Source organism: Mycobacterium sp. IDUB_9, from assembly GCF_055419505.1.
Genome location: NZ_JBVAXU010000002.1, coordinates 138,477 through 158,911, shown reverse-complemented (window position 1 = coordinate 158,911; position 20,435 = coordinate 138,477). Strand labels below are relative to the sequence as shown.

8 protein-coding genes and 1 pseudogene are annotated in these 20,435 nt (G+C 63.1%); 2 read left to right on the top strand and 7 right to left on the bottom strand.

Going from position 1 to position 20,435, the window contains the following annotated elements; genetic code table 11:
• Nucleotides 1-32: 32 nt before the first annotated feature.
• On the bottom strand, nt 33-395 hold the full coding sequence (locus ACZY08_RS09240; protein ID WP_463745114.1) for a hypothetical protein: 363 nt from the start codon (nt 393-395) through the stop codon (nt 33-35).
• On the bottom strand, nt 392-6,748 hold the full coding sequence (locus ACZY08_RS09235; RefSeq protein ID WP_463745115.1) for a DUF3320 domain-containing protein: 6,357 nt from the start codon (nt 6,746-6,748) through the stop codon (nt 392-394). The genes ACZY08_RS09240 and ACZY08_RS09235 overlap by 4 nt, the downstream gene beginning before the upstream one ends.
• A gap of 471 nt (nt 6,749-7,219) precedes the next feature.
• Between ACZY08_RS09235 and ACZY08_RS09230 the strand changes: the two genes are divergently transcribed.
• Nucleotides 7,220-8,212 (top strand): HAD family hydrolase, encoded by a 993-nt coding sequence (locus ACZY08_RS09230; RefSeq protein ID WP_463745116.1) that lies wholly within the window; start codon nt 7,220-7,222, stop codon nt 8,210-8,212.
• Between the two features lie 832 nt (nt 8,213-9,044).
• Here the strand turns inward: ACZY08_RS09230 and ACZY08_RS09225 are convergent.
• From ACZY08_RS09225 to ACZY08_RS09210, 4 genes and pseudogenes are all read right to left on the bottom strand, one after another.
• Entirely contained in the window at nt 9,045-11,609 is a 2,565-nt protein-coding gene (locus tag ACZY08_RS09225) for a DEAD/DEAH box helicase family protein (protein WP_463745117.1), read from the bottom strand.
• Nucleotides 11,602-13,269 (bottom strand): Eco57I restriction-modification methylase domain-containing protein, encoded by a 1,668-nt coding sequence (locus tag ACZY08_RS09220; RefSeq protein WP_463745118.1) that lies wholly within the window; start codon nt 13,267-13,269, stop codon nt 11,602-11,604. The genes ACZY08_RS09225 and ACZY08_RS09220 overlap by 8 nt, the downstream gene beginning before the upstream one ends.
• Nucleotides 13,266-13,820, bottom strand: coding sequence for an SAM-dependent DNA methyltransferase (locus ACZY08_RS09215; RefSeq protein WP_463745119.1), 555 nt, complete (start codon nt 13,818-13,820; stop codon nt 13,266-13,268). Before ACZY08_RS09215 ends, ACZY08_RS09220 begins: the two co-directional genes overlap by 4 nt.
• A gap of 451 nt (nt 13,821-14,271) precedes the next feature.
• Nucleotides 14,272-17,358: pseudogene (locus ACZY08_RS09210) on the bottom strand (DEAD/DEAH box helicase).
• 913 nt (nt 17,359-18,271) lie between these two features.
• Here ACZY08_RS09210 and ACZY08_RS09205 point away from each other — a divergent pair.
• Nucleotides 18,272-19,558, top strand: a complete 1,287-nt coding sequence (locus ACZY08_RS09205; RefSeq protein ID WP_463745120.1) for a DUF2786 domain-containing protein — start codon at nt 18,272-18,274, stop codon at nt 19,556-19,558.
• A gap of 28 nt (nt 19,559-19,586) precedes the next feature.
• Here the strand turns inward: ACZY08_RS09205 and ACZY08_RS09200 are convergent, their stop codons facing one another.
• Nucleotides 19,587-20,150 (bottom strand): polysaccharide deacetylase family protein, encoded by a 564-nt coding sequence (locus tag ACZY08_RS09200; RefSeq protein WP_463781788.1) that lies wholly within the window; start codon nt 20,148-20,150, stop codon nt 19,587-19,589.
• Between the last annotated feature and the right edge of the window lie 285 nt (nt 20,151-20,435).

Sequence of the window (20,435 nt, the reverse complement as noted above, 5' to 3'; positions counted from 1 at the left end):
TCAGCGCCGCGCGAACCTGGCCGGTGTCGAGTTCATCGCGACGTCAGTTCCAGAACAGTCGGACGTGTCGAACGAATCCGGACATCCGGAAACTTCGCCACCAGCGAGCACACGAACGCCGACCGCTTCACATTCAGCTCGTTGAGTAGCTCTTGCTGACTCAATTCGCCTTTGTCGCGCAATCTGTCCCATGCCGCGGCGATCATCCACGCCGGCACACGTTGCGGCCCAGACCCAAGGCTCACTGAACGCTCGGTTTCCACGAGGACACCGTCGCGGTCCACATCGATGATCCTGTTGAGCTTCTTGCTGGACAACGTCAAGATCACCGTGCCGGGACTGGCCACCTCCGACACCTGATCGAAGAGGTCGTCGTCGAACGGGGCTGCACTCACGCAGACCCGACCATGACGATCTCGGACGGCAGCTTCTTGAGCGTCCCGATGGCCAGTGCCCGATCCAGCGCCTCATCCAGGCGGGCACCGATGGCCTGTGTTATACGAACTCCGCCGAACAGCGCCAACGCGTCACGCTTCAGGTCCTCGACGGCCATGCCGCCGGCCTGCTCGGTCACGATCGCCATGGCATTGCCGATCTCCACCAAGCTGACCTCGCCGATCTGCCGGCCGTCCCCTTTCTTCGACGTGCGTGCCGTCCGCCAGGCAACCGGGTCAATACCGCTGGGCCAGTAGAAATCTCGATCCCCCGCGCGCATGTACCGGGCGGGCACGACCCGCTGGATCGCTCGCCTGCGGGACTCTGCAACCTTGCCGAGGCTGAAAGCACCTGCGACCAGCTTGGCTAGCCGGTCCTGATGGACCGGCCCCTCGGTGTCGATGATCGACTCGACGACCTTCAACACCTTGGACTCGTTGTAGGCGGTGTGGATCTCATCCAACACCCTGATGTCGCCGACAACGATCGGCATCCACGGGCTGAAGTCCACGACGTTGGCATGCCGCCGCGGGGCGACAGGTTCCGGCTTCGAGACCACAGCAGGCGCCGACTTGAAGGCGAAGACCTCTTCGCGGACCTCTGACACCGAAGCGGGCTCCGTCACACCCTGCGGCTGTGGCACTTCCACCCGTGGTTCCAGCCGACGCTGTTTGGCCGCGGCCACCGCATCCCGCAAGCGCGTGATCGTCGCGTCCCGCTGACTCAGCCATTCGGGCAGCCAAACTCGTTCCACTCCAGGCCAATGCAGAAGAGTCGACAGTACGTCGACCGGTAGCCCGTCTCGGTCAGCCACGGTCCTGCGCTCATACCATTCGGAACCGTCCAACAGGACCGCGACCAGTGGAACGTCGGGTTCCTCCGGATCGGCGATGACCAGGTCGACGCGGAAGTCGGAGAGCCCGACATCCGCCCGCACGACGCAGTCTTCCCGGCGAAGCGCTTCGGCAATGTCATCACGGTGCCGGTCGATCACGGCGTTACGCCGTCCGCCTTGGGTGATGGTCTCGACACCTCGGTCAGCCATCTCCAGGTATGCGCGCAAGTGCTTGGTACCCACCTGCGTCGTTTCTTCCGCGCGCAGGTCTCCGGGGTCGAAGCTCGCGTAGAGAACCACTTCGCATCGTGCGCGGGTGATCGCCACATTGAGGCGGCGTTCCCCACCGGGCCGGGAGAGCGGCCCGAAGTTCAGCGGTACAACGCCTTTGTCGTTCTTGCTGAAGGCGATCGAGAACAGGATGGTGTCGCGCTCATCGCCCTGGACGTTCTCAAGGTTCTTGACGAACAGTCCGTCAGGTTCGTCAAGCGCCCTGAGCAGGCGGTCATCCCCGGTGTCACGCAGCAAGTTCTCGATGAGGTCGCGCTGCTGGGCGTTGAAGGTGATGACACCGATCGAGGGCGCAGCGTCGGGCGACGCGGCGAACCGCCTGCGGATATCCGCCAGGATGCGGTCGGCCTCGACGCTGTTGGTGCGTAGCGTCTTTCCACGGCCAGACCGCTCGAACTGTCCATCGACCCGCACGAGGGAGATGCCGTGACCGGTGGCCGGCGCCAAGGGCGCAGGGAACGAGGCCAACCGGCCGTTGTAGTAATGGATGTTGCTGAATGCGATCAGCGCCTCATCCTGACTGCGGTAATGCCAGGACAACCACTGCTGCGGCACCAGCGCTTGCACGCATTCGCTGAGGATCGACTCCTCATCGGCAACGACCTCAGGGGTGACATCCTCTTCACCATCATCGACGGACGCACTGGCGTCGGCGAAGCTGGTGGGCGGCATCTGCTTGCTATCTCCGACGACGACAACAGATTTCGCGCGGCCCATCGCCCCGATGGCATCAGCGACGCGGATCTGGGAGGCCTCATCGAACACGACGATGTCGAAGATGTCTTGCTGCGCGGGGAAGAATCGGGCGACAGAGTCCGGGCTCATCAATGTGCAGGGCAGGATCTGGGTGATCAGGTCCCCGAAGTTGTCCATCAGGCTGCGCACGCTCATGCCGCCGCGCTTGCGGTCCAGTTGCCGTTTCAACAGACCAATCTGACCGCTCTCGGTGTAGGCATCAAACGTGCGGTCCGCGAGGAGCCGCGCGGGAATGGACCGGCGCAGCTCCTCACGGATCGCCGACGAGCTGGTGGTGAACCGTTGGATGGCCTTGCCGTGTGCGGTCACGTCAAAGTCGCTGAGCCCGCTGGCCTCGAGCCGCTCGGCGATGGACGCGATGGCTACACCGCGGTCGAACGCAAGGCTGGCGTCTTCGGCTACGACGTTGCCCGCGAGGATGTCCTTCCTCGCCTCGCCCATGTCAGCACGCAGCAGTGGTTCGACATGCTGGAGCAGTCCCACCCAGGCCTCAATGGTCGCCGGGGTTGCCAACCTTCGTGCACCGCGAGTCGCCCACCACTGGTCAATGAAGGAGACTTCGCCGGCCCAGCTCTGTTGCTGCACCGAGGTGGTGCCGGTGGCTTCCGTCAGCTGGCGCCATCCGGCCGACAGTGCCTGCAGAGTCGCTGCCATTGTTCCGGTCTGGGTGTCGCTGTAGAACTTTCGCAGATCCGCAATCTGCGGCGCCGTCGGATTCTTGGCCAGCACCTCGCCCACGCGTCGCAGCGCTGCAAAGTTCGCCGTCAGATGTGAAGCATTGTCGACCGCGAACGGGTTCCACGGGCGGTCGAACAACACCGCCGGTAGTGCGGCAACCCGTTGCCGCAGATCAGCGACAACAGCGTGGCTGTTCTGCATGTCCGCGGTGCGCGCCGACAGGGTCTTGAGCTTGATCTGCGCGGGTTCCACCGCGAGCACATCGGTGAGCTGTGCAAGCACAGCGCGGCGGCGCTTCTTGCGGCCGAAGATTCCCGATTCGTCGGCGGCCACTGCTGCGGCATGAATGGCCGGAATGTCGAGGTCCATGGCTGCCGGCGTGGCGATAGCCAGCCAGTCCGGTTTCCCGGCTTGCAGGCTGGCGAGCAGGTGCTCAATCCCCACGACGTGGGCCTGCCACTCGGGTGTACTGAGCCTGTCCACCGCCGCCAGCGGGTAGCGCGGCTCCTTGGTCAGCCGCGCCCAGGTGACGACGATGTCCGGGGTCTGCCACTTGCCGATCACATCCAGCGCGATCCCGCCGGTTTGCAGTTCAGCGAGGGCGGTGTCAAATGCCACTGCGGCGGCGTGGATGCGTGCGGCATCCAGGCCGGATTGCGGGACGGCATTGACGAACGCCCAGGGATGGTCCGGCCGGGGACGCGCGTCGTCGACTTTCTCCGGCAAGGCAAGCAGAACCTGCGCCACTGCGTCGAACAGCGCCGGATCCGTATTGGTGACAAGGCTTCTCGGCACGGCGAGCGGGGTGACGTCCTGATCTGCCGCAAGCTCCGACGAGCGAGCGGTGTAGAGGGACTGCCCGACGGCGTTGCGCTCGTGCAGTCGGTCGGCGTACCGTGCCAGGCTGTGCCGGCTCGACTCGGCCACCTGCAGTTTGGTGCGCAGCAGATCGGCGTCATGGCTCAGCCGCAGTTCCAAAGCGTTCTTGATCTGCGCCCGCACCGCGGCTGGTCGCGCGGACTTGTCGTGGATGTCCAGAGACAGCTCCCCCAAGCCCACGCTTTCCAGGCGCTTCTTCACCACGTCCAGAGCTGCCCGCTTCTCGGCGACGAACAGCACGCGACGTCCGGCCGCCATCGCATGTGCGAGCAAGTTGGTGATGGTCTGCGACTTACCCGTGCCCGGAGGCCCTTCCAGGACGAACGTCCGGCCGCCGACGGCGTCGGCGACGGCCCGCAGCTGAGAGGCATCGGCCGGCACTGGCACTGAAGTGCTCAGTTCATCGAGGTCAGTGTCGACAGTGCCGGCGACAGGATCGGTGAACTGGTTCTGCGGATTTTCGATGAGGTGGCGTACCAAGCTGTTGCGGGACAGCCCTTTCCACGACTCGTCCAGGTCCTTCCACAGCGGGAACTTCGCGAACTGCAGGATCGCCAGGTGCACACTGTCCTCGACCCGGAACGGGAGTCCCGCCTCGGCGACCGCGCGGCGGACGGCATCGAACGCGCCGGTCAGGTCGATACCTGACGCGTCTTCATTCGGCTGCGCGAGCCCGGGAATTTCCAGGCCGAGCGCGGTGCGTAGCTTCTCGACGAGGCAGTAGTTCGGTGTGGAGGCGCCGGTGTCGTCCATGGTGAGGACATAGCGCTCACCGCGGTTGGTGGTGCTGAGAGTCACTGGCACCAGCACCAGCGGTGAGCGCAATGGGCGGTCGTTGAGGTTCCAGTCGAGCATGCCGAAGGCTAGGTAGAGATTGTTGGCGCCGGTCTCTTCACGGATCGTTTTCGCCTTGTTGGCAAGGTATCTGAGCTTGTTCTTGTAGGACGCCGCGGTGATATCGATGTAGGCGCTGCGTTTGTCGGCCAGCAGGATTTCACGTTCGCCTTCGGGCAGGTCGCGGCCGTACTGCACACCGCGGGCGACATCGACGTTCTGCACCTCGTCGGACCCCAGCAGGCTCACGCTGGCGCCGGCGTTGACGGCGTCCTCGAAACGGCTGAGCGCGGGGGCCGGAACTTCGAGGCGGTAGCCGGCGCGGTCCGTGTAGTTGATGAGCTTGTTGCGCAGGCTGAGGTCGAGCAGCGCGTTCTTCCACTGTCTGATGCGGGCGGGGACGGACTCGGCCTGCGGCGCCGGTTTCGTTTCGCTGGCCACGTACGGCGCGATCACCGGTCCTGCACCCGGTTCATAGTGCGCCACAACGATATTACCCTCAGCATCGGTACTGCGGCTGGGCAGTGGGTAGATCCGAGCCCGACGGGCCTGCCGCACGTCGGTGACGCCGAGGATGTTCGTCAGATCATTGGAGAGGTGCCGGATGCGCGGCGCACGGCGCGCATCGTCGAATGTCGCGTCGGATGCGGACTGCGTCATCATGGTGGATTCGACGAGCCCGATGTTGCCGAGGTCTACCTGGTTGACGACCTCGACGGGCTCGGTGGTGGAGACCGTGCCGAGGGCACCATCGATGCGCCAGTAGCCGACGAAGGCGTGGCCGCGGATCAGCCAGATCGTCGAGTTGATGCCGCACTGCTCGAGGACGGCCGCCATCACCAGGGTCGTGTCCAGGCAGGTGCCCAGGCGCCCGTCGAGCACCTCGGCGGGGGTCCGCACCTTCTGCCCGATATCGCCCCAACTCGCGGGGGGCTCGGCATAGCGGATGTCGCGGGCCTTCATGGCATCGAAGACTGCTTGGGCGATGGCATCGACGCGCTCGGGGTTCTCGCTCTGGTAGCCGTCGATCGCAGAGTTGCCAGTGGTGGCGCGCAGCCGGTCGGAGATGTCGACCATCAGGGTGGCGACGGCGGTGGCGTTGGGCTGGATGTGGGCGGCCAGAATCTCCAGCGCAAGTTGCGGCGGGGTGGCCTTCCATTGGTTGGCCGCCAGGATGTTGACCCCTTTAGCAGCGTCGGCGAGGATCTGGCCGGCGTTGTCGCGTAGGACCACGCGGATATCACCGGGGCGCTGCTCGTCGACCCGCAGCATCGATGCCGGGTCCAGTTTGAGGTCAACGGAATTCAGGACTGTCGGCTGGTGGGCCAGCAGGTCAAGATGGATTTCGGCGGGGCCGCCGTGGGAGCCTTCCGCGCTGACCACGTCGACCTCGATGACCGCACCTTGGAGGTCACCACCGGTGTTGTCGACGGTGATGTGGTCGATGACCGGGATACGGCAGTGAGCCATCGCGTAGCTGAGATCCGAGATGGCGGAGATGTCGATACGCGGCGCGTTGGTCGCGGGCACGGGAGTCGGCTCCGGCGTCGGTACCGCTTCTTTCGTCGGCTCCGGCTCCGGCTGCGGCGCGGTTGTGGCAGCGACAGGTGCGACGGACGCTTTGAGTTTGTTGACCCGGACAGCGACGTCGGTGGCGCCGATTGCGCGCAGCAGCAGCTCCGCCGAGTCGATCGCGCGGTAGGTTTCGGCGTCGCTGAACTCACCCGTGTGGGCCCACGTGTTGCGGACCTCGCGCAGCTCCTTGGCGTAGATCTCGGCCTGCCGAGGCATGGCGCGGTTGAAGGGGTAGCCGAGGTCGCCGAGACGTTCGGTCATGGCCCGCAGCATCAGCGCCAGGTCGCGGCTCTGGTATTCGCCACCGCGGCGTCCGTTGACAGCATCCTTTGCACGCAGCAAGTCCACCCAGTCGGTCCCGGGCGGGAGAACACGGTTAAGCGTTTGCGCGACAAACGGTGAGAGCCCGCCCGCCAGTGTGGTCAGGGTCTGTCCGATGAGTTGGTGACGGTCAACGGAGTTCATGGCTCACACCTCTGCCTTCATGACGTTTTGCACCACGAGCGTGCAGGGGTCTGGTGCCGTGCGCATTGACACAACAGCTGGAATATGTAACCACGGACCGGCCACCTCCATGGGTATTTTTGCGCGCGTTAATTTGCCGCGGATCGTAGCGAAGAGCTCCGCCTCCCCATTGTCGGGGGTGTGCGCTCGCCTCGGGCCGTCAGCAGTCACTGAGATCTCCATCCATTCGGGCTCTACTGCCCGCGGGAGGCGAGCTGATCAGGATGGCATGTGGCACCGACAAACATCAGGTGGCTGTTTACACCCGAACAACCGCGAGCCCCATGGTTAGCTGCTATCGGCTCCGGTCGAATCCTGGGTGCGCAGCTCCTTCTGGAATCACCTGCTCCTTGTCGACCGGAACCGACACTAGCCCTAAGCACCTTGGAGATTTTTCGATCAGGGGCCGGGTTTGGCATCGTAAGGAACGAGATGGCCGACTCAGCCCTGATGTCGGTGTACGCCGATAAAATGCACACCGTGCCGCAAAGATCAGACGATACCTCCGATGACGCTGGCCCCCAGGTCCTGATTACGGACCTGGACAACACGCTATGGGATTGGTTCAGAGCCTGGTACACGTCGTTTAACGCGATGCTGAACCAACTTTCCGAGTCGAGCGGCGTGGACAGAGCTACTCTTGAAGCCGAAATTCGGGTTGTCCATCAGCGCCACGGCACCTCCGAATATTCGAATCTTCTAAACGAGCTTCCAAGCTTGCAGGGTCGAAGCGGCGACCTACAGCCCCTTGAAGCATTCGATGACGCAATTCACGTCCTTCACTCCAAAAGGCGATCCGCGACTGCGCTCTATCCGGGCGTTCGAGGCGCGTTGACACTACTCAAGAAGCGAGGAATCCAAATTGTTGCATATACAGAGTCCATTGCATACTGGACTGAATGGCGCATAAAACACACGAACCTCGATGGAATAATCGACGTTCTTTACTCTGCGCCGGATCATGATTTACCCGACGGTATGACATTCGACGATCTTCGCCGTCCAGAACATCGCTCCTATGGTGACTACGGATTGAAAATCACGGCGCACAAGCACATTCCAAAGCAAGAAACGAAGCCGAACCCAAAGGTCTTGAAGGCGATTCTCGACGATCTCGGCTTCGACCCCAAAAATGCGCTCTACGTTGGCGATAGCCTAATGAAGGACGTTTCCATGGCTCAGCAGGCAGGCGTCCTGGACGCGCATGCGAAATATGGGGAAGCCCAGCATTCTGCCGAGTATGAACTCCTCCGCCGCGTGAGCCATTGGCCCGATGCGGCCGTAGCTCGTGAGAAAGAACTCATCGTCCGGCCGAATATTGAGCCAACTATCGTGCTCGAAAGGAGTTTCGGCGAAATTCTGGCTTACTTCGATGGCTTACCAACCAGAGATCGTACCGACACCACAGCCGGAGCACCTGAATGACACAGGCGGGAGACGACAGCACCAATACAGCGCCCGCGGACGGATCGCTTACCGACGCTGAGAGAACAAAGCTCTACTTGGACGCCTGGAAACAGACGGTCGAAGTGCAGAAGCACTTCAACGACCTTGAGTGGCGGATTAGGGGTCTCGCGCTCACCGCCGCCACTTTCGCTCTAGGCGCTTCTGCCCTGGCGGCTCGCGAACGCACAACAGTGGGCCCGGTCAGTGCAGGATCGGTCGTTCTTCTGGCAGGCCTTCTCCTTTGGTACGCCTTCTACTTTGCCGACAGATACTGGTATCACCCACTTCTCATCGCGTCGGTGCGACACGGAGAACAGCTTGAGGCGGAACTGCGGACGAATCTTCCACGGGTGGGGCTTACGCACGACATAAGTGCAGGAAGTCCGGCTGAACCCCCGGCGCTCTGGTTCTGGAGGAAGGAGACGTTGCACTCCTCAGATAAGCTGCACTACTTTTACGCGATAGGCGGCCTGGTGTTGGTTGCTGCAGCGGTTTTGCTCCAACTCACTGTCTACTTCTCTTCGCCGTCTGCCCAGCCGAAGACTCCCGAGGGAGCTTGTTGTTGCCCGCAGCCACCAAGCGGCAGCCCGGCCGCTCCGTCCCATTCGCCCTCTATCACTACGCCTTCACTGACGCCAACGTCGAACGCCGTGAGCTCGACTAGAGAACCGCCTGCGATTCCACCCTCGCCTGCCGCGCCGTAAAAAGTTGGCCTTCCAAATAGAGCGCGACGAATTCGATCTGGCACAAAATTGACGAGCCCTAGAGACCCACGTGGGCCGCGCCGCTCGTACAGGGCCGCCTAGTCCGCCTAGACCACTTCGTCGGCTGCGACGACGGTGTCGTAGAGGCCGTAGTGCGTCAGTCCCTCATGGGACTCGATCCCGGTGTAGGACAGGGACGCGTCCTCGTAGCGGCGGAACGCGAACACTGCCTGATTCATGTGGGTAGCGTTGAACACGCCGAGGTTCACGAGCAGGTGGAAGTCTGCGACGCTCAGACCGGTGACGGCCTTGAACAGGTCCGGTTCGAGCTTCGTGATGACGTCTTGGAGGGTGTTCTCGCGGAAGTCGGTCAGATACATGAATGCCGGGATGCGGGTGGCGAATTTTATCAATTTCTCCTGGATCTGCTTCCGCTTGGACTTGTACTCCTTCTCCTCGGCGGTGAGCTCCTTCTTCTCGGCCCTGGAGAGGTCCTCGCCGTTCTCCTTCTTCGTCTTCTTGACTGCCTCACTCTTGTTCACCACCGTCTCGAAGATCGCGCTCCCGAGTGCGCGGAAACCCTCGATGTTCATGACCGCGGCCATCGCAGCGTCACTGCTCATGATCCGCCGCAGGGTGTCGTTGTCGACGTTGACGAGAATCGCGGACTCCCATTTGCGTGCGAGCAGCGTGGCTGAAGTTCCGGCCAGCGCGATGTCGAGGATCCCGGCGGCGTCGACCTGGGTCATGCTCGAGCCGTCGTAGGCGAGCACCGGCAGGAAGCTGACCAGCTCCTCAACGGCGTGTTCAGGGTTCGGGGTCTCGGGCGACAGTCCGGCCCCGTAGTCGGCAATCTGTCTCAGCGCACGGGTGGGGGCAAAATCGAAGACGAAGCACACTGGCTTGATGATCGCCTCTGCGCTGGGGTCGTCGCCGTCGGGGTTCTTGATCGACCACGGTGATTGCACGCGGAACGCGGCCTGGAAGTACGTCTCCGGCGAGCTGAGGTTGCGCAGCATGAGGATCGACGCCCACTGCTTGACGGTGACACCGGTGGTGAGCTTGCCGCACGATAGAGTGATCGTCTTGGTGTCGTTGCCGTCCCGGATGGCGTCGCGTACCGGCGGCAGGGCGTTGAGCCCGATCCCCGCTTGCGGACCGGCGACGGTGAGGACTTGATAGTCGTGCCAGAACACGTTCTGCGGCTCGACGAGGAGATTCGCCATCGCCTCGCACGCCGCGACGCTCGGCAGGAACCAGAACGAGTGCTGCATGTAGGGCAGCAGACGTGCATCGGAGAACGGGAACGGCGGCCGAGTGCCGGTCTTCAAGGCACTCACCTGGGTAGGCAGGTGGCCACCTCGGATGATGTCGAGCCACTTCTGCACGTCGGTCTTGTGAGTGAACTGGGCGTCCTGACCCGAGCCGGCGGCGTCGAAGAACGCGTTGAGGTCGAACTCGTCGAACTCGCCCTGGCGAGCCACCGCAATGAGTTCGTCCGGCATCTGGTAGGTCAGCAGCCTCATCTCCGGCAGCGCCCCGTACGGGTTCCACTCGTCAGGGTGGTCCCGACTGAACTCCGCCTTGGCGCGCTGCTCATCGGTGTACGTCCAGTTGAAGATCTGTTCCTCGATGAACTCACCGGTCGCGAGTGCCTTGAACGGGGTGCCCGACAGATACAGGAAGGCGCGCGTGGTGATCGGAAGGAAGGAGTCCTCGTCGTTGCCGAGCTCGTCGAGCTCCTCTTCGAACGAGTCGAGCCCTTCGTTGTATTCGGCGGCGACCTCCTTCTTCCTGACCGCCTCGTCTTCGCCTTCGAATAGCTCTTTCGCGTTGTCGCGCCAAGCGCCGAAGTGGTACTCGTCGAAGACCACCAGGTCCCAGTTCGTGGTGTGAACCCACTCGTTCTTGGCCTTGATCAGGCCGGTCTGCCGGTCGCGCCCCATTAGGTCCTGGAACGAACCGAAGTACACCAGCGGCCTAGCAGGGTCTATGGAAGCCGGGTCGCCTCCGCTACCTGCGGAGAGGTACTGCCACCCGTCAAAGTCGGCGTGGGACTCGAGGTCGGTCTGCCAGGCGTCCGCGACTGCGGGCTTGAACGTCACCACGAGGGTCCGCTTGGCGCCGAGGCGCTTCGCCAATTGGTAAGAGGCGAAGGTCTTCCCGAATCGCATTTTCGCGTTCCATAGGAACCGCGGCACTTTGTTCGGATCTTCAGTCCAGATCGACTGGTAGTAGTCGTGGGTCTGCTCGACGGCTTGCTTTTGTTCAGGCCGCGGCGCGAAGGTTTCGTAGTGGGTGCCGGTGAGTTTCTGCCCGGTGCGGAGTTCCGTGATCACGGTGAGCACGTCCGCAGGCGTGCAGCGAATCCACTCGCGGGTCGTTCCGAAGATCGGGTTCTCGAAGCCCTTCTCGACGAGCCGCCGCCGTACGTCCGAGTCACGGAACACGGTGCCGTCGTCACGCTCGGCTAGCTCATCGACGTGGAGCGTGTACGCCTGCTGTACCTGACCCTGGGACTCCCGGATGCGTTCGTTCACGTCAAGTCTTGCGGTCTGGCCGACCTTGATGAGGCCGATGTAGGCAGTTGGCGGGTCGTTCGGCGTCCAGCCATAGATTCGCAGCCGGGCGGCGGGTTTCTCAGGGAGCAGTTCCTCGACGGACCTACTCATCGCCATCCTCAGTAGTGTCATCGTCAGCGCTGTCGTCGGAATCACTGTGCTCGGCGACCTGGGACTCGATGAACGCGATCTCTTCCGGGGCGAGTCCGTAGCGCTCGTAGAGCAGCGCGTCGGTCCACTCGCGGTCCAGCGGGACATCGGGCACGAAGGAGTACACGTCGCGGGTGGCGTGCTGCGTGGACTTTCGCAACGATACGAGGAACCGCACCATGCGAGTACGCAGATATCTGGCATATCGCTTGGCCTCCTCCTCGGTGGTGAACCTCCCGGCCACGAGGTAGGTCTCGCTGCAGGCCGCCCCCGGACCCGCGATGATCGGCTTCGACAGGAACTTCGTCTCGACCGCCGCGCTCGTCCCCTGAACGGCTGTCATCAGCACTTTCCACTCGTCGATCCACGCACCGTTCTGTGGAATCTCGCTTCGGTTTACCCAGGTGATCTTGCGCGATCCGAAGAGCTGCACGGGGTCTTTCAGTCCCCGTGGCGTTTCCTTGCCGTGAAAGTTGGTGGGCAGGCCGAAGGGCTTGCGGCTGGATACCCGCGCATCCAGTGACGGCTCCTTCTTCGCTCGCACCTTCTGCAGGATCGGAACCGCCTCGTTGCGGCGGACGAGTACGTCGTAGGCGTCAAGGTAGCGAGCGGCAGGTTCGCCTACGGGTTTCCCGTCCCACATCGTCTGGACGGTGCAGGGTCCGTCGTAGTCGCGGTCCCACAGGAAGTACGAGACGCCGCCCCGGATCTTGACCCCAGGGAACGCCTCGTACAGCTTCGGGTAGTCGACAATCTCGCGCATCCGATGGTCACTGAGCATCGACTTCCGGTACTCGTCGAGGCCTTTGCCCCCAGCGAACCATCGCGAGGGTGTGACGAACACTGCGAATCGCGGGTCTAGACCAAGGGCCTTCTCGACGAACATTTGGTATATAGGTGCCGCCGAGGTGCCATAGCCGCCGTCGCTGAGCTGGTACGGCGGGTTGCCAATTATCACGTCGAACTGCATGTCTTCTCCAAACAGCTCGGCGATCCGAGCCTTGATGTCATCGGTGTGGAGGATCGCGTAGGCGTGCGTTTCAAGATCCTCGCCGCGTGCGTAGTCCTCTTCGCCTGCACCGCAGTAGGCACATCGGCGCTTGGTATAAACGACGATCTCGTCGCCGGTGAGCGGATCGACCCGGAACTCCCGTGTACCCCCAGCCCAGGTGTGTTCGGTGCGCTCGAACCAGATGTTGCCGTCCTCGGTGTCGAAGGACTTGGCGACCGAATGTGGACCGTTCGCGTACTTCGAGCAGTAGACGCTGCGGCGGGCGAGCATCCCGGTAAGCCGCGTGATGGCGATGGCGTAGACCTGCTTGGTGAGGATGTGGTCAACACGCTCGTCCAAGTCGGGGAAGCGGCTGGCGAGACCGTCGGTGAGGCGGCGGACGATCTCGCGAAGGAACACCCCTGACTTGGTGAACGGGTCGAGGAACGTCACCGCCGGGTCGGCCCAGAGGTCGGCACCACCGTGGGCCTCAGCCCAGGACTTGGCCAGCATGTCGAGCATGGCGTTTGCCATCTCAGGTGGGGTGAAGACCTCATCGTTGGAGAGGTTGGCGATGCACGTCAGGACGTCCGGGTTGTGTCCGCGCAGGGCAAAGGCAGCCTGGCTCATCGGTTCACCTGTTCGGCGATCTCGACGGCAGTCATGAGAGGGTAAGTCTTGACGGGTGTGAAGAGGTCTTCTTCGTCGAGCTCGCCGAAGAGGGTGCCTTCGTAGGAGGCGCGTTGGGTGAGTGCGTCATAACGGAAGTCCCGGCGCTGAAACTTGCCCTTGCCGAGGTAGCCCCACTCGGGAAACGTGATCGGCCGCCCGGCTGGGTCCGTCATCGTTAGCGCGTCCCCCTGGACGATGTTCGCAGCGAGGACGGAGCGGGCAGATCGCGCCCATTCGTCGGTGTCGTCGACATCCAGGAAATCGTTGAAGACAGCGGCGAGGTTGTCGCGGCACTCCTCGGCATTGTCTGGCAGGAGCTCGATCCCGTAGGTGCACATCAGGGAGAACAGCGCATAGTGGCGCTTCTCGAATTCGCTCTTGCCATACCGATATTGAACCGCGGCGAGTTTCCGTACGAGGACGGGGACGAGGAAGTTGCCAGCACCACATGCAGGCTCGAGGACACGGGAGTCGATCCGCTCGGACTCCTCCTTGACGAGGTCCAGCATGGCCTCCACCATCCATGCGGAGGTGAACACTTCGCCGTGATCGGTGACGCGTTGTTTGGATCTGACCAATCGCTCTACCTCGGCTCGCGGCACCGTCGCAGTGGCGGCTCCGCATTCTGACCCCTGTGCACTCACCTACAAAGCCTACGAGAACAGCTCGGCCAGAACCCCATCATCGCCGAACGTGTCGGTAACAGTCCGACGCTGCGCTCAGCTCAGCCGGAATTCAACGCTGGCGCGGGATGGGATGCGACGCCCGACGAAAATAGGAAAGCCAGCCCGGAGGTCGGCCGCGGCGCTTCCTCACCACCGGTGTCCGCAGTCATCGGGAGACATCGCCGCCAGCCGACACTTGGAGGGGTGCATTCGGGCCTGCCCGGCAAATATCGACCCTTGGGTAGGTTCATGCGAGGCACGGGCGGGGACACATTCTCGAAGCCCGCGTCCGTCATCACGCCACCGCAGCGCGCGCCCCCAGGTACACCTCCATCGGCATTGCATGACGCAAATGCCAGGTGATCGCCATCGGCCTGTCCCCTTCGTGCGAGACGTAGTCCGCCGGCCCCAAGAAGACGTACGGCGCGGCACCAAGCGCATTGGTCTTCGTCTCCCGCACGAACAACAGGATGTGCGAGCCGTCGCGACGGTGGTTGATGTAGCGTTGCCCGGTCTTTGACGCCGCGGACGTCGTGGATTGGGATTCCTAGTGGAACAACTCCGGGCTCAGCGCGAAGTCGCGGTACATGGTCGTTGGCGAGTAATCGGTGTCCGACTTCTTCAAGGTGATCAGGAACGCGTCGGCATTGATCGCCTCGCACCACGCCACCCCTTCCCGCATGGTGGCCGGCGTCCGCTTGTCCGACACCCACCCGAGCCCGGCGAGAATCTCCTCACGCGAGTACGTGGCATGCAGCGCTAGTGGCACCTCAGCCAACGCCGACACCACGTCACCCAGCGCGTACGTACTGCGGTGTGCGGCATCAAAGGCGATATCAACAACCTGACGCATCTCCTCCGCTACCACTTCGTCACGAAGCACGGCGAGTCCCACTGCGGCACTATCAAATCCGCCACCGTTCGGAAACAACGAGTAGTACAGCATCGTCGCCAACCGCTGCTCAGTGACGCTGCCGCCGGCCAGCAGCACGCGATACGCCTCGGCCCGACGTCGGTCATCCACATGCGCCAGTGCCTTCACCCGCTTGACCAACTCCGTCTCCCGCAGCCCGGTCTGCTCCCCCAGCTTCCCAGCATCACGGCACAGCGTGGTCCACGACCGATCGGTCCGAAGAATGTCCTCGACGCCACGCCCAGACTCCTCCAGATACGACGCCAGCCGATCGTTGGGATGCGCCCGGATCTCGGAGACCAGCGCGGCCTTCTTCGGCGATACCTGCTGACGCACGTTCTCCAACACGAGCTTCTGCGCGACCTCGTCGAGCACGATCTGGCTTCCTGACGGCAAGAACGGAAACCCCTGCTCGATCTGCTTTTCCAGCTGTTTGCGCCCCAGCCCGGTCAACGCGCGGAACCGCTGGTCGAACCGGAACTCTTTGCGCTGATGCCCCACGAAGTCCAACGCCGTCAGCACCGACTTGCCCGGCGCCAGCCGCAGCCCGCGACCCAACTGCTGCAGAAACACCGTCGCGCTCTCGGTGGGACGCAGGAACAGCACGGTGTCGACCAGCGGAATGTCGAGGCCCTCGTTGAACAGGTCGACCGTGAACAACACGTTGATCTCGCCGTTGCGTAATGCGGCGAGCGCGGCACGCCGCTCAGCACTGTCGTCGAGACCGACCACAGCTCGCGCCGGAATGCCCGCGGCCACAAACCGTTCGGCCATGTAGCGAGCGTGATCGACGCTCACGCAGAATCCCAGTGCCCGCATCGTGCCGACATCGGCAATCTTGTCGCGCAGCTGGTCGAGCACGATGCGGGTGCGCGCATCGTTGCCTGTGTACACCTCGCTCAGCTGGGCTAGGTCATAACCGCCGCGTTTCCACTGCAGCGTCTCGAGGTCGGTGCCGTCGTGGACGCCGAAGTAGTGGAACGGGCACAGCAGGTTCTGCTCGAGCGCATCCCACAACCGCAGCTCCGCGGCAACCCGTCCGCCAAAGAACGCCCGCACATCAATACCGTCGCCGCGTTCCGGGGTGGCGGTGAGCCCGAGCAGTTCTAGCGGCTCGATGTGGTCAAGCAGTCGGCGATAGGACGCCGCTTGCGCATGGTGGAACTCGTCGATCACCACGATGTCGAAATGCCCCGGATCGATCGCGGAAAGCCGGTCCGCAGACAAGGATTGGATGCTGGCGAAGACGTGGCGCCACCGAATGGGTTGATCCCCATCGACCAATAGTTCGCCGAATGTCGCGTCAGTGAGCACCTCCTGATACATCCGGCGAGCCTGGGCCAGAATCTCCTTGCGATGCGCGACGAACAGCAGCGTTAGGTCACGACCGTGCACCTCGCGCACCAGCCGGCGATAATCCAACGCAGCGATCACCGTCTTACCGGTGCCGGTGGCAGCGACAATCAAGTTGCGGTGCCGGTCGTGCAGCACCCGTTCAGCGTCGAGTTGTTCGAGCAGCTCGGCTTGATACGGCTTGGCCGTCACCTCCAGGCCCGACAGCGTCACCGCAAGTGGGTCGCGTTGCTTCCTCCCAGAAGCGATCTCCAATGCGCCGCGCAGCTTCTCACCGTCCTCGGACGGCCGATAGGGTTCGAATTCGCGGTTCTCCCAATAGGAGTCAAATGTCGCACGGAACTTTTCCAGCAGGTGCGGGGTGGAGATCGCCGACAGCCGCACATTCCATTCCAGTCCGTCGACGAGCGCGGCGTGCGACAGGTTGGACGACCCGACATAGGCGGTGTGAAAGCCTGTGTTGCGGCGCAACAGCCATGCCTTGGCGTGCAGACGGGTGCGGTCGGTCTCATAGTTGACGCGGACCTCGGCGCCGAACTCGTCGACCAGCGCATCGAGCGCTCGCGCGTCAGTGGCGCCCAAGTATGTCGTGGTGATGACCCGCAGCGGCACCCCGCGTTCACGCAGCTCGGTCAGCTCGCGCTCCAGCAGCCGCAAACCCTGCCACTTGACGAACGCGCACAACAGGTCAACATGGTCGGCGCTGGCCAGTTCGGTCCGTAGTTCCGCCGCCAGCGTCGGCTCATTGCGGGCGTTCGTCATGAGCGCGGCATCGGACAGCGGCGTGGCGGGACGCGGAAGCCGTACCGTGCCTAGGGTTGTTGGATTCACGGCGTCCAGCCGAAGAATCTTCGCGGGATCGTCCTGATGCAACACTTCGTGCTGTGCATCGGTATCGCCAAGCACTCCAAGGATGTTGCGAAGTAGCTCCGCTCGCGCCTCGGGACTACCCGCAGCCTTCAGCTGCCGTTCGATGAGCGGTGTCAAATGCCGAGCGATGGCCAACGCTTGCTCGGCATCGTCGACAGTGCTGAACCCTGGCTGCAGGTCAGGACGCACCGCCAAGGCGATGGCAAGTCGCTCCGTGAGCAGGGATTCATATAGTCCAACATCCACGCCGGGAGGTTAGCGCGACCGGACGACAGCGGGCGCAGATTCTGTTCTGCAGTTCATCACCGGAAGCGTCAAGGAACTGCTTCCGCCCGAACTGCGATCTCAATAGAGCGCTGCCAAAACCCTCGCTGATAAGGCAGAAACGGCAGCCATATGTTTGCATGAGGCAAGCTGCTGCACGTCAGCCGACCGGCGTCCAGCCTCACCTAAGTCGGCACAGAACCGACATCAGCTCTCGTTGCATGACGCTTCTCAACCGCATGTTCGGCGAAGTGCTAACCCGGAAGCTTCATCGCCAGGCCGGTCGCTAGTCACAGTTACCGCAGACCCCGGTCACCGACAATTGCATGCCGCAACTGCAGAACCCCGCTGTGCGACGAACATCGCGGGACCGGCCACTCCCACGGTGCACCCGGGTTATCGGATGCTCGACATACCAAGTCCCCTTCCGGGAACTTGGTGCACGTCCAACCCCACTGCCCACCGCGCGGAGGATCTCGTCTTCGGAGGTGAATCCGTTCGTATATCCGTAATGGATGTGGAGATCGGGCAAGCCATCGCTCCTCGTCGCAATGACGTGCGGACGATCTGTGTTCTCGACCGCGCGGAAGTCCGCCATACCGATGGCGGAAGTCAACTCCCGAATGAACTGGTGATTTTCCGCCGGAATCCGCGCCTTGGACAACGCGCCAAGTAGCGAGTCAACGGGGCCCTCAGTGTCCATGGCGTGAGGATAGGCAGGAACACCGACGACCCGAGCCGTTACTTCGAAACACGAGCGACCTACCGCTGCGATGGCGTCGCCTTGCGTCCACCCCGTCGGTTCTGCTGCTCATGAGCGGGAACGGCACCGCGCATGTCGCACGTAGCGCGGTAGCAGACGGTACTTGTCAGACCGTTCCACCACACTCCAGACATGAGCCGCCGCAACCGCCAAAAGCGCGCCGCCAAGCACAAGAGCCGGCGCACAACGACCCACCAGAAACGCTGGCACACCGATCCCGGGTACGACCGGGTCGCCCTGCTCGACCGCCTCACCGCGGCGCTGTACAACTACGCGATGTGTCCCGACCACGACGCGGAATTCCACGCCGCTGAGCTGCTCGACGAGTTCCCCGGCCGGACACACGATCTCGACCTTGCCGCCGACGGCACTTTGGCCGGTGCCATCAGCAGAGCGTGGCAGGTGGGTTGGTCGCCCAACGACCTCCACGAGTTCGCTCGTCGCCGTCTCGACGGAGCGGCAACCGGCTACCTGGACGAGGCCATCGTTCGCGAGTCGCGGCACTATCCCGTCACCGCACTGCACCCGCGATGGCGCGCCGAGCTCGCCGCGTTACACGTGGACATCGATCACGGCGCTCCGCAGATGTGGGACTGGGCGGACACGAATCCCGTCGACCATCACGGAGCGTTGACGGTCGTACTGAAGGTACTGCGGCTTCTGGCAACCCTTACGATCCTGGAACCCTTTCTGCCGTTGCCCGGTGAGCACCAGCACTCGACGATCCCGGTGAACACGGCCGATGCGAAAGCGCTCAGCCGCGTGCGCGGACTACTCGCCAAGGCAGAGGCCACCAAGTTTCCCGAAGAAGCGGAAGCGCTTTCGGCCAAGGCGCAAGAACTGATGAGCAGATACTCGTTGCACCAAGCGATTCGAGATCACGAGCGTGGCCGCGTAGCGGATGCCATCGCTCGGCGGATCTGGATCGACAACCCCTACGTCAGCGCCAAGGCGGCACTGGTGCAGTCCGTGGCAACGGCCAACCGGTGCCGCATGGTGTGCGCGGAGAAGATCGGGTTCGTCGCCGTCATCGGGGCCGAGTGCGACCTGGAATTCGTTGAACTGCTTGCTACTTCGCTATTGGTCCAGGCCACCCGGGCGATGCTGCGCGTGGGCCGAGAAACCAGCGGCGGACAGACCCGGACACGCTCGTTTCGCCAATCGTTTCTGCTCTCCTACGCCAACCGCATCGGTGAACGCCTCACCGCCGCCTCCGCGACAGTTGCCACCGAAGTGGATCGCAGCACTCTGCTTCCGGTACTGGCAGCACGCAGCCAGGCCACCGATGACCTCACCAACCGCCTCTTCCCAGCGACTGTCCCCCGTGAAATGTTGGCCTCCAGCGGTGCTGGATGGACGGCCGGACGTATTGCAGCAGATCTTGCGCAGCTGGAGGTGCGTCGCCCGATCGCGGGGTGACGGGTCTTGAGCGCTTCTTGGCGACACCTCAAACCGCACAACTGCCTCCGCGCAGGATGGAATTTAACTCCGCCAACGGAATATGCGGCTGCCATAGGCCGGCCCGCGCAGGACCGGAGCGCGCGGCTGGCATGACCAGCACGAGGTCGGGCCCGTCGAGGTACCACGCGCGGTAATCGTCGGTGTAGTTGTATCGGTGCCCGGGATCGAACTGGGCGATGTCAATATCTTGGGTCACTGCACTTTTCACGTGCGGACGCGCCAGCGGGGGCAGAGCGGTGAGCGGGTCGATGTCCCGACAGAACAAGTCTGCGAGGGCGAGCTGGTTGCCGCGCTGCAAGTCGAAGGTGAAGGTGGTGATCTCATCGTTCGGGTGCGCGCCGCCGAGGTACCAGAAGATGCTGAACACAACGGACCGGATTCCTGGCGCATGTTCGAATGTCTGGTAGGTCAAATTCGCCTGTCCATCTCGGACCAGGCCGTCGTCCGGATGGCCGAACCTCGTGAAGAAATCGCGCACAAATTCTTTGACCGGTGGTCCCGCGGTCTGGTCGTTCAGCAGGTCCTCGGGGTATTTGGCGGACAGTTGCACAGCGATCTGGTGTGCATTGGTGACCCTGAGCGTGCATACGCCACCGGCCTGATCCCAGGTTCCGCCGTTGCCTTCGCAGAACGCGAGCGAATCTGCCCCCGCGGACGGGTCGGCGAAAGCCCGCGAATCCGAACCCACCCCGACCAACGCGAGACCCGCCGTTAGCACGCAGACTGCTCGGACGATGAACCCGACACGCCACCGCGCGACTACGGACTGGTCAGTCATACGGCGATTCCCCCCGTGCTGCCAAAGCTGATTGATGCCCGTTCGCACCTCGGTCCC

Excerpts from the sequence above, each read along its gene's own strand:
- ACZY08_RS09220 (WP_463745118.1), bottom strand. The coding sequence starts at position 13,269 with ATGAGCCAGGCTGCCTTTGCCCTGCGCGGACACAACCCGGACGTCCTG.
- ACZY08_RS09225 (WP_463745117.1), bottom strand. The coding sequence starts at position 11,609 with ATGAGTAGGTCCGTCGAGGAACTGCTCCCTGAGAAACCCGCCGCCCGG.
- ACZY08_RS09235 (WP_463745115.1), bottom strand. The coding sequence starts at position 6,748 with ATGAACTCCGTTGACCGTCACCAACTCATCGGACAGACCCTGACCACA.
- ACZY08_RS09205 (WP_463745120.1), top strand. The coding sequence starts at position 18,272 with ATGAGCCGCCGCAACCGCCAAAAGCGCGCCGCCAAGCACAAGAGCCGG.
- ACZY08_RS09230 (WP_463745116.1), top strand. The coding sequence starts at position 7,220 with ATGGCCGACTCAGCCCTGATGTCGGTGTACGCCGATAAAATGCACACC.
- ACZY08_RS09215 (WP_463745119.1), bottom strand. The coding sequence starts at position 13,820 with ATGCTGGACCTCGTCAAGGAGGAGTCCGAGCGGATCGACTCCCGTGTC.